5 protein-coding genes are annotated in these 12,323 nt (G+C 42.9%); all 5 read left to right on the top strand.

Annotated features, from left to right (window positions below; translation table 11 throughout):
* Positions 1-353 precede the first annotated feature (353 nt).
* The 5 genes from FQ608_RS03680 to FQ608_RS03660 all read left to right on the top strand — a co-directional run bounded on the left by FQ608_RS03680 (position 354) and on the right by FQ608_RS03660 (position 12,320).
* Positions 354-3,521, top strand: coding sequence for a SusC/RagA family TonB-linked outer membrane protein (locus FQ608_RS03680; protein ID WP_158856454.1), 3,168 nt, complete (start codon positions 354-356; stop codon positions 3,519-3,521).
* A gap of 11 nt (positions 3,522-3,532) precedes the next feature.
* Positions 3,533-5,167 carry a RagB/SusD family nutrient uptake outer membrane protein gene (locus tag FQ608_RS03675; RefSeq protein ID WP_158856453.1) on the top strand — a complete coding sequence of 545 codons (1,635 nt, stop codon included), beginning with the start codon at positions 3,533-3,535 and terminating at the stop codon, positions 5,165-5,167.
* Between the two features lie 240 nt (positions 5,168-5,407).
* Positions 5,408-8,476 (top strand): DUF7133 domain-containing protein, encoded by a 3,069-nt coding sequence (locus tag FQ608_RS03670; protein ID WP_234364051.1) that lies wholly within the window; start codon positions 5,408-5,410, stop codon positions 8,474-8,476.
* Positions 8,477-8,504: 28 nt separating this feature from the next.
* Positions 8,505-9,911, top strand: a complete 1,407-nt coding sequence (locus tag FQ608_RS03665) for a right-handed parallel beta-helix repeat-containing protein (RefSeq protein ID WP_158856452.1) — start codon at positions 8,505-8,507, stop codon at positions 9,909-9,911.
* A 48-nt stretch (positions 9,912-9,959) separates the two neighbouring features.
* Positions 9,960-12,320 (top strand): alpha/beta hydrolase family protein, encoded by a 2,361-nt coding sequence (locus FQ608_RS03660; RefSeq protein WP_158856451.1) that lies wholly within the window; start codon positions 9,960-9,962, stop codon positions 12,318-12,320.
* Positions 12,321-12,323 lie beyond the last annotated feature (3 nt).

Raw genomic sequence — 12,323 nt, 5'->3', positions numbered from 1 at the left:
AAATTTTTTAAGTTTAGTTAATCTCAATTGTTTTTTTACGAAGGTAAGTATTGGAATTATATAAAAAAGTACCAGAATTTCCTAAGAAGACAAATTAAATTTGGTGGAATAAATAAAACAGTTTCGTAGTGAACATGGGATATTATTTTATTTATTCCTTCAAAGTTTAAAACCATAGTTTATTAGACAGCTTGTATGGAACAAATGTCATTCAAGAAAAAATGTAATTGAATCTATTGACGGATGATAAAGCCCTAAATGGCATTAAATTCTTCCGGATGAAAATTAAAATTAATAAAAATTCAGTGGAAGAAATTACCAGGTCACAATTCTTAAATTTTAAACACAAGATTATGGAAAAAACATTTTACAAGAGAAACGGTAGGATGACGGTTTATCTGCTTTTTGTGATAATAAGTCAGTTTTATGGGTCGACACCTCTTATAGGCAATGGAAATTCTCCATTTGTAAAAACCAAGGCACAATTGTCAATCTCTGAACTGGGATTCCGGCATGAGACGGGTATATATGCAGAAGAATTTATGGTTGAGATATCCGGTAAGGTGATTTCTTCCTCCGATGAATTAGGAATTCCAGGGGTGAATATCCTGATCAAGGGTTCCTCTGTCGGTACGGTTACAGATTCAGATGGAACATACAGTATAAGTGTACCCAATGACAATGGGGTCTTGATATTTTCTTCCATCGGCTTTCTTACACAGGAAGTGTCGGTAAACGGTAGATCCATCATTGACGTGATATTGGAAGAAGATCTTCAAAGTTTGGATGAGGTAGTTATTGTTGGTTATGGCACCCAGAGAAAAGCCAATCTTACTGGTTCTGTAAGCTCAATTGGATCCGAGCAATTGAGCAAACGAACACCATCCCAAGCTTCCCAATTATTACAGGGGGTGGCCAGTGGTGTTACGGCCACCCAAACCTCAGGAGAACCTGGAAACAATACAGCCTCATTGAATATCAGGGGAATGGGCACTTTTAGTGGTGCCGGAAATAGTCCTTTGGTAATTGTGGATGGGGTTCCCAGTGATATCAATTCAATCAATCCCAATGATATTGAAAGTATATCCGTTTTAAAAGATGCTGCTTCTGCAGCTATTTATGGATCAAGGGCTGCAAATGGAGTTATTCTTATCCAGACCAAAGATGGGAAACGTGGGGAAATGCAAATCAATTATGAAATGTATGTGGGTAAACAATTCGCTACCGAGTTGCCGGATTATGTGGATTCCTGGATCTATGCGGAAATGAAAAATGAGGCCAGGTTGAACATGGGTCAGAATCCCGAATTCACCCAGGCTGAAATTGATAAATTCCGATCTGGAGAGGACCCTGATAATTTCCCCAATAAGCATCATCTTAGGGATTTGTTTAATTCCGGAGATGGACTTCAAAATAAACATAATTTGACCTTTAAAGGGGGTGGTGCGGATACGAGGTATTTGTTTTCGCTAGGCTATCTTAAACAAAATGGAATTATTGAGCAAAATGAATTTGACCGGTATGATATCCGTTTGAACGTCAACAGTAATTTAAGGGAAAATGTAAGATTAGGGGCTAGGCTTTCCGGATATGAATCCATTAGGAACCGACCAGCAGGCATAACCACCAACGGTGCTCGGGTGGAGGACATTACGGGGGTCATCCAGGCCGCCAACTCCTACAATGCCACCGTTCCAGGTAGAAGGTCTGATGGAACTTTCGGAACGTTTATGGGACATCCCGTTGCTGAGGGACATTTGGCAAGTGGGTCCTTCAGTGAGGCCAGAAATACCAATATAAGCAGTATTATTTCTTTGGAATGGGACATAATCGAATCCCTGAAATTATCCAGCCGATTCAGTTACCGATGGGTTTATTCCAAAAGCCGACTTTTCGGAGCAGAGTTTGTTGCCGATGAAAATTGGTCATTTGGTCCCAGCCAGGCAGATGTCCGTACTTTTAACAGTAGGAATTTATTGAATGACCTTGTTTTGGATTATGATAAAACATTTGGAGATCATTATGTGCATGCTTTGGCAGGTATGTCCAGAGAGTCTTACGATGATGAATCACTGTCAGGATTCAGGGATAATTTCCCCAGCAACAACCTTCATTATTTAAGTGCGGCTTCGCCCCAGAATGATAGGAATTCCGAAGAAGGCAGTACTTGGAAAATCCTTTCTTATTTTGGCAGGATCAATTATTCCTATAAAGGAAAGTACCTGGCAGAAGGTAACCTTCGGTCCGATGGGTCTTCCAGGTTTGCCGAAGGCAATAGGTTTGGGGTTTTCCCTTCTGTTTCTGCGGCATGGAACATTTCTGAGGAAGATTTCTTTCAAATTCCTTGGATGGAACATTTCAAGGTTCGGGGTTCACTTGGAAAACTAGGCAACCAACAGATCGGAACCTACCCTTACCAGAATGTACTTACACTGGGGTCCATTTATGTCACAGGAGAGGATGAAAGATTTTATCCGGGAATACAATTAACCAACCTTCCATTTCATGGGATTACCTGGGAAACGACCCGGATTTCTAATGTCGGAATCGACCTTTCCCTTTTTCAGGGGAAATTGAATTTTTCAGGAGACTATTATTACAAACTGACGGATAACATTCTATATAATTTATCGGTTTCGAACGTTTTGGGAATGACAGTGGGAGAACAAAATGCGGGAGAGGTAGAAAATAGAGGAATTGAATTTGAGTTGGGCCACAAAAATCAAATGGGCAGACTCTCTTATAGCATTTTCTCCAATTTTTCCATCAATCATAATAAAGTGCTTAGCCTTGCTGGGGTGGATCGGGACATCAGCAAAGGACTCTTTGTTGGAGAATCCATGCAGTCTATTTTTGGATATAGGACAGATGGCCTTTTCCTAAATGAGGAAGACATTGCCAATTATCCCACCCAAAATTATTTAGCAAAGCCTGGTTTTCCAAGGTTTATGGATTTGAGCGGTCCCAATGGGGAACCTGACGGAAGGATAAATGCCGCAGATGACCGGACGATCATCGGAAATCTGTTCCCCAAATATTCTTTTGGAATGGGACTGACCGTTGATTATCAGTCCTTTGATTTTTTTCTACAATTGCAGGGTCAGGCAGGACTTCAGAAATTGATTGGTGGGAAGCAATTGGCCTTTAACAACAACGGAAATATTCAACAATGGCACATTGATAACAGATGGACTGAAGATAATCCAGACCGGGATGCTGAATATCCAAGATTGGAAATGGCCCTTCATGAACCCCCATGGGATACAGTTTTGGATTATTGGACCAGGGATGCCAGTTTTCTTAGAGTAAAAAATATCCAACTTGGATATACCTTTTTGCCGGAAATACTGAGTCGGACCTTCATTGACCATTTTAGGATATTTGTGAGTGGTGAGAATATTACATCGTTTGATCATTATTATCCCGGCTGGGATCCCGAGATGACTACAACCGGAGGTCAGAACCCTAGTTATTATCCCATTACTGGATTGTGGAGCCTGGGAGTCAATGTTCAATTCTAAATGATAACGAAATGATGATGATGTCAAATAATAAAGCAAAAATCAATTATTTACGGATAGTTTTCTTTTTTATGGTTTTTTTGCCTGCATGCAACGAAGACTTCTTGGTAGAAAATCCAAAAACTGCCATCAGTGAAGCTATTTTCTGGAAGAACGCACAGGAGGCACACCAAGCATTAATGGGATGCTATAGTGTTTATTATGACAGATGGGGAGAGCGCTTGGGGAATTATGACAAATCGATGATATGGATGTCTTCATGGGCTGGATACTCCAGTTGGAGGGACTTTGGTTGGGCAAGGGAGCGTCAGATTACGCCAACACATGGAACCATAAATACCTTGTGGCAAAAATCTTACCGACAAATTGCCCGTGCCAATTATTTTCTTGAAAATATAGACCGGGTTGAAATGGATGAAACCGAGAAAGCGGCCATGAAGGGGGAAGTCCAATTTCTCAGAGCATTTACTTATTTTTGGTTATTTCAATTATGGGAAAATATCCCCTTGGTAAAAAACACACTCACGTTTGACGAAGCCAATAACGTAACTCAGGCACCCAAGGAAGAACTTGTGGAATTTATTTTGGCAGAGTTAACCCAAGCAGCGGAACGGATGCATGTAAGACAGGCCCCTTCAGCCATGGGAAGAGCGGAAAAAGGTTCAGCATTGGCGATGAAAGGCAGGCTTTTAATGGCCGAAAACAGATGGTCCGAAGCAGCAGGGACCTATGAGGAAATAATGGGTATGGGCCGTTATGTCATCGATCCCCGGTATAAAGAACTCTTCCAGGACGATGGAGAAAATAATGACGAAGTAATTTTCGCCAATCAATATATGGAAAATGAAATGGGAGAATCTATGTCCCAACACACCATAAAAAGTTCCATCTATGGGGGATTTAATGCCTGTAATGTATTCCAACATGTATTGGACAAATTTCCCATGAATGATGGTGTGCCCATCGAAAACTCCGCCCTTTATGATCCGGAAAATCCCTTTGAAAACAGAGATCCAAGATTATATGCCACCATTCTTATTACCGGGTATTCGGAAGTTTTTGGAGTGGTATTTACCGGTGATCCGGCATCAATAGCAAGAACAGGTCAGACCGGTCCCAATATTTCAGGATATATCCTGCAAAAGTTCTGGGATCGGGATTATGAAGGAAATAGCCAATTTTATGGAGGGGATTACCCTCAAATCCGCTATGCAGAAGTACTTCTGAGCAGATTGGAGGCTGAATTGGAAGCGGGTAATTCCATCGATCAAAGTTTACTAGACAATACCATTAACCAGGTAAGGCAAAGGCAAGCCGTGGATATGCCTCCGGTGACAGAAATGGACCCGGCCGCTTTAAGAGACATTGTAAGAAGAGAACGGGCGGTAGAGTTGGCTTTCGAAGGGGGAATTGAATATTTCGACCTGAAAAGATGGGGTACTTTACAGGAAGAAGTGAGCCAAGAGTTATATGGTATGAAAATAACGGATGATCCGGAAAATTATGTGGGCCAGTATGCCATAAATGAAAATGGACACCTGGTATTAGGAAGGTTGGTTTTCAATGAATTCAATGCATTATGGCCCATTCCATTGAATGAGCTGGATGTCAACGAAAATTTCGTTCAGAACCCAGGTTATAATTAAATTAATATGGATAGTGTTTGTCAAACGACTTAATAAAATAATACTTATAGGGTTGCCAGACTACTTATAGTAGTCTGGCAACCGTTTATCAAATTTATCAGCTTTAATGCCATTAGCACCACCACCATTTATAGGCAGAATGGGTATTTAAAATTAATTTAAATACTTGTTAAACCCATCTTTCAACAAATGTCCTGAACTCTTAGTTTTGGTTATGACATTTTATCAAAATTAATCTTGATGATGATTCTAAAAACAATTAACTTTTCAATTTGTATAATCATTTTGTTGGGTGTATTAGCCTGCAACGAAAATTCCACTACTGAAATAAGGGATTTGGCTGCCAATGAGGAGGTGGCCAAATTTATGGAAAATTATGAAGGGAGGGGGGTCCTCACTGATCCCAATTCAGAACCTACACCACCTGATGAGGTCGTCAAGCGATTTACCTTTCCCAATGACCTGTCCTTGGATCTTATACTGTCAGAACCACAAATTTCCCAGCCCCTTCAAATCAGTTTTGACCATAAAGGAAGGTTGTGGGTAGTTCAATACCAACAATACCCCTATCCTAAAGGATTGAAAATCACTGATATAGATAACCATACACGGGTAAAATTTGACCAAACCCCAAAAGCTCCGCCAGAAGGAGTGAAAGGCGCCGACCGGATTACGTTTTTTGAGGATACCAATGGGGATGGAACCTATGATAAACGGACAGATGCCATTACCGGATTGAATATTGCTACCGGAGTAGAATTGGGAAGAAATCAGATATGGGTTTTGAATCCACCCTATTTACTAGCTTATCCGGATCATGAAGGGGATGGGCTGCCCGATGGAGACCCCAAAGTTCATCTGGAAGGATTTGGTCTAGAAGATACCCATGCCGTGGCCAATAGTTTGAGGTGGGGCCCTGATGGCTGGCTGTATGGTGCCCAGGGAAGCACGACCACTGCCAATATCAGTTCAGAGGTTTCGAAGAATATTTCTTTTTTAGGTCAGGCTATATGGAGGTATCACCCATCTTCCAGAGTTTTTGAGATTTTTGCAGAAGGGGGAGGGAATAATGCCTTTAATGTTGAATTTGACAGAAAAGGAAGAATTTTCTCAGGTACCAATGGCTATGATCGTGGGCCGTATTACAAACAGGGGGGCTATTATATTAAAAGTTGGGGAAAACACGGACCCCTGACCAATCCTTATGCTTTTGGCTATCTTCCCAATATGCCTTTGGAAGGGGAGAAAAAGAGGTTTACCCATTCACTGATCAAATACGAGGGAGGAGCTTTACCCGGGAAATACAACGATTTAATGTTTGCCATCAATCCACTTCATAATTTTGTTCAGCTCACTAAATTTGAACAGAGAGGTTCATCATTTACAAATGTAGATGAAGAAATTGTTTTGGAAACCGATGACAAATGGTTTCGGCCTGTTGACATAAAGCTGGGGCCTGATGGAGGAATTTATATTTCTGATTGGTATGACAGCAGGTTGTCCCATGTGGATCCTCGGGATACCTGGCATAAATCGAGTGGCAGGATTTACAGATTGGGCCCTAATACGGAAAAAGCCCCCCTTCCGGATTTTGATCTCAGCACGTATTCCACATCGGATCTGGTGGATTTGCTGTCTCACCAGAACAAATGGTTTCGGCAACAGGCCTTAAGGCAATTCGGTGACCGAAAGGACCCCAATGCCTTGCCGCTATTGGTCAATTTGCTTGACAGGGGCAGTGGACAGGAAGCATTGGAAGCCTTGTGGGCGATCAATCTCAGCCAAGGGATCTCAGATGAAATAGGAACCAAGGGGCTAAATCATGCTGATCCTTTTGTGCGGATGTGGACCGTAAGATTATTGGGAGACGAGAAGAAAGTAAGCCCTGCCATGGCACAGGCCCTTCAGCAATTGGCCAGAAATGAAATGCATCCGGAAGTTCAGGCTCAACTTGCCGCTACGGCAAAAAGGCTTCCTTCCCAAGTAACGTATAAGATAATTGAAAACCTTCTGGCCCAACAAAAAGATGCCAGTGATCCTGATATTCCACTTTTGGTTTGGTGGGCACTGGAAGATAAGGTGACCACAGATCGTGAGGGAATTTTGGATGTATTGGAACCGGTGAATTTGTGGAGCCATCCCATTATGGAAGAAGTGGTATTACATCGGCTGATGCAAAGATATATCATGGAGGGGGGAGAAGAAAATTTCAATACCAGTACAGCACTGCTGGAATTGGCCCCATCCCCGAAACATGCCAAAATCCTTCTTGATGGGCTTCAGGAGGGATTGCTGGGTAGGGAAATGGTAGAACTTCCCGGGAAACTGTTAGATGCATTAGAAATACATCGCAATGAATTGGGAGAAGCACCCTTGACCTTGGCCCTCAGGAGGAGAGAAGAAAAAGCATTGGCGGAGGCAATAAATATCATTTCAGATGCCGAAAAAGATGTCGGTTTGAGACTTTCCTATATACAGGTTTTGGGGGAGATCAACCAACCAAAGGTGGTTCCTGATTTAATGAATCTGGTAAAAAGTGGGCAATCTTCGGCGATTATAAAACAAGCGGCACTCCATGCTTTACAGGCTTATGATCAGAAAGAAATCGGTGAGCAAATGGCAAAATCCTATCCGGCATTCAGGGACAATTCCTATGTGAGAGAAGCAGGTATTTCCCTTTTTGCCAGTAGGAAATCCTGGGCAATGGATTTTTTTAGGGAAATTGAGGAAACAAAAACCATTTCCAAGAATGACCTTCCCTACCACTATTCACAGCGGTTTAGGTTACTTCAGGATCCTGAAATCGATAAAATTACCGATAGAATTTGGCCCGAAACCAAATTGTTAAGCGCCTCAGAAAAAACGGATAGGATCAATTCATATGGAAATGTAATCCGCTCTGGAGAAGGAAACCTAGAAAAAGGAAGATCAATTTATCTAAGCCATTGTGGATCCTGTCACCACCTAAATGGTGAAGGGGGACTTTTGGGTCCTGAACTTACTGGTTATGAAAGAAGTAATCCAGAATATTTATTGTTGCATGTGGTGGACCCACATGCAGATATTCGCGAAGGGTATGAAGTACAGCGCATACTTACCACCGATGGCCGTACTTTGGAAGGGAGAATTAAAACCCAGGGTGGTGGCACCATCACCATCGAGCCACCTCTTGGCGGGAAGGCAACCACGTTGTCTGAAGAAAGAATAGAAAATATGGAAATGCAGCAGACTTCGTTTATGCCTGAAAGGATACTGGAGGGGCTAACAGACCAGGAAATCCGTGATCTTTTTGCCTACCTGATGAAATAAAATTAATCCCTTAACCTTGTTAAAATTCATGAATCACTTTACCAAAAGAAGAAAATTCCTGACAGTGGCTTCAACAACGATGGCCTCCGTAGGCCTGACTTATGGCGTTTTTGGATCAAATAGGAAGCATCAAAAGCTCGAAGATTTTTGGGAAAATAACAATGTGAAGAATTTCGGAGCTAAAGGAGACGGGCAGAACGATGACACGAAGGCCATACAACGTGCCCTAATTGAAGGAAAAAACGTTTTGTTTTTTCCAAAAGGTCAATATAAAATTTCGGAGACCATTGAAATAAATTTGGATCAATTAGGGTATAGTAGTCTCAGGGGAGATGGTACGGCCCAGATCATCATGACTGGTTCAGGTCCCGCTTTTAAAATTAAAGGAACCCATTTCAAATCAGCAGACCCGCAGAATTTTGACCAAGGTGTTTGGACCTCCGAGAGAATGCCTTTGGTAGAAGGCATATCTATAGAAGGACAACATGAAAAGGCTGTGGGAATTGAAGCGGTTGGGACCATGCAGTTGACCATAAGCAGGGTACAGATAAGGAAAGCCCTTCATGCGATACACTTGACTGGAAATAACCGGAACTTGATCATTTCAGATTGCCATTTTTACGAAAATCATGGCATCGGAATATTCTATGATGAGGTCAATCTCCACCAATCTAATATCACATCTTGCCATATTAGTTACAATGATGGTGGTGGCATTGTAACCAAAGGAGGTAACATCAGGAATATCCACATTATAGGCTGTGACCTGGAAAGCAACATGGGAAAAGATAACCCTCCCGGAGCCAATGTTTTAATAGATTGCTCGGACAGTGCAGCGGGTACGGCCGAGGTGGCTATTACCGGATGTACTATCCAACATAACCGTAACGCACCCCACTCAGCCAATATCCGGATTTTGGGCACGAGTAAGGTGCCCGGTACCAATTCAAAGCAGCCATGGGGCAATGTGACCATCACGGGTAATGTTTTGAGTGATGTCATGGTCAATATTGATTTACAACAGTGTAGAGGTGTGGTGATTACAGGCAATACCATTTGGCAGGGTTATGAACATGCTTTGGTAATGGATGGATGTAGCAATGTACTGGTAGGGGCCAATTTGTTTGACAGTAACCCCAACTATACGCCCGACAGGACGGCATCCAATAGCCTATTGGTTCAAAATTGTGAAGACTGTACCTTCACCGGAGTACAGGTTTATGGGGTGAAGGATCTTGCAGGAATAACTATCCGCAATTCTAAAAGGATGAATATTGGAAATTGCACCATTTTGGACTGCGACAATATAGGATTGTCATTGGAAAATGTTTCTAACAGTCGGGTGTCCGGATGTTTGATCATCAATGAAAAGGCGGGTGACGCCTTTATTCCTGTGAAAAAATCAGGGGGTGAAGGAAATGTAATTTTAGAATAACCGGGAGGGAGGTTTCCATTGCCTTTACCCAACCACTAAATTTAATCTATGAAACCGAATCAATCTCCCCTTTGTGCTTGGAAGTCTTCAGCCACCTGCACTTTCTTTTTATTATTTTCCGCACTATTCAGCCCAAATCATGGCCAAACGCAGGGGCAATTTCCATTTTCCGCTAATTCTTTGGAAAAACAGTTTGATTTGCCCAATGAGATGATGAAAGGGATATCGGATTTTCTCGACCTTGAGCTCCAGAAGGCTGAGCAACAAAGGGAGGATTTTCAGCAAATAGATTTCAGCAACCCTTCTGCATTTAATATTTCTATAGCCCCTAAAAGGGAGGCTTTGTCCAAAATTCTGGGCTTGGAGGGACCGCGTTCCGACCCGGAAATGGAAATTATTGGGGATGGTCATCTGGGGCAGTTTTCTGTGGAGCAAGCAAACCTTGTGATAAGTGCCGTCAGATGGAAGGTATTGGATGGGGATTTTAAAGACTTTTATGCGGAGGGCCTGTTGCTTCAGCCACGAAAAGAGGTAAGGGCAAGGATGGTATTTATTCCGGATGCTGATGACCTACCTGAAATTTCAGCGGGCTTATTGGAAAGGGAAAATGCCTCCTTTGGATCGGCCAGGCAGTTGGCGGAGTCAGGAATACAGGTGCTTATACCGGTATTGGTAAGCCGGGAGGATACCTTTTCAGGCAGCCAGATTTTGAATAAATTCACCAACCAACCCCATAGGGAATGGATTTATCGCCAGGGGTTCATTCTTGGCAGGCATGTAATCGGTTATGAACTTCAGAAGATATTTGCAGCTATTGACTGGTTTGAAGCGATGAATCGGCAGGAAGGTAAAGCATTAAAAATTGGAGTCGCCGGCCATGGAGAAGGCGGTTTGTTATCTCTTTATGCATCTGCCCTTGATACCAGAATTTCATCCACCCTAGTCAGTGGCTATTTTAATGAAAGATCCAATATTTGGAAGGAACCGATCTACAGAAATGTATTTGGCCTGTTAAAAGAATTCGGGGATGCGGAACTGGCCGCCATGTCATGGCCCCGAAGACTGATCATCGACTATTCCCTATATCCAGATGTATCTGGTCCTCCAGAACCTTCTGATGGACGGAATGGTGCTGCTCCTGGAAAATTAACCGTCCCGGAGGTTTCCGGGGTGAAGTCGGAATGGGACCGTGCCGAAAAACTTTTACCACAAGGGAAAAGTCACCTTAGCTGGTATGAAGGAAGGAATTCCTTATCAAAAAATGCCTTGAAGGAGTTGGTCAAAGAATTGGGAATAACATTTTCAGAAGATCTGGGTGATAAATCAATTGGGGAGGTCCCTGTGTCGTGGCCTGAAGCAGACAAAAGACAACAGCGTACGGTGAAAGACATGGAATTTCATTTGCAGCAATTGATTTCAAAAAGTGAACAGATCAGGGACAAGTATTTTTGGGAAACCGTAAATGGGGATGCCAAAGGAGTGGTTTCAGCAAAGGATGAACATAGGGAAAGGCTTTGGCAGTTGCTCGGCCGATTGCCGGATCCGGATCTCCCCGTAAACACGATGGCCAGGAAATATGCCGAATCGGAGAAGTGGACCGGATATGAGGTAAAACTGGATGTTTGGCCTGGAATCTATGCATGGGGGATTTTATTGATTCCAAAAAACCGGAGGAGTGGAGAACAATATCCGGCAGTGGTTTGCCAACATGGCCTGGAGGGACTTCCCGAAGATGTGGTGACCAGGGATGAAGATTCCAGGGCCTTTGCCCCCTACCAGGGATTTGCAGCAGAATTAGCGGATCGGGGATATGTGGTATTTGCCCCGCACAACCTATACTGGGGAGGAGATGATTTCAGGGTATTGCAAAGAAAAGCCAATCCCCTGGGACTTTCCCTTTTTTCTATCATCACCGGCCAACATCAGCGAATTGTGGAATGGTTGGGGCAGCAATCTTTTGTGGACGCCCAACGGATCGGGTTTTATGGCTTATCCTATGGAGGTAAAGCGGCCATGAGAATCCCTGCCCTGGTGGAGGGATATGCCCTTTCTATTTGTTCCGGCGATTTTAACGAATGGGTACGCAAAGTGAGCAGTACGGATCATGCGGCTTACAACAGTTATCCATTTACCGGAGAATATGAAATTCCGGAATGGGACCTGGCCAATACCTATAACTATGCAGAAATGGCGGCCCTTATAGCCCCCCGTCCCTTCATGGTGGAACGTGGTCATCGAGACGGAGTGGGTACGGATAAGTGGGTGGCTTATGAATATGCCAAAGTACGACTTCATTATACAATTATTGGCAAGATCGAAGCTACTGAGATAGAATATTTTGATAAGGGACATACCATCAACGGGGAGGGTAGTTTTAAATTTTTGGACAGGCACCTAAAAAATCCATAAAAT

This window comes from Lunatibacter salilacus, from assembly GCF_009797935.1.
Lineage (GTDB): Bacteria > Bacteroidota > Bacteroidia > Cytophagales > Cyclobacteriaceae > Lunatibacter > Lunatibacter salilacus.
Note: the sequence above shows the minus strand (reverse complement) of the source record. Positions and strands in the feature narration are given on the sequence as shown.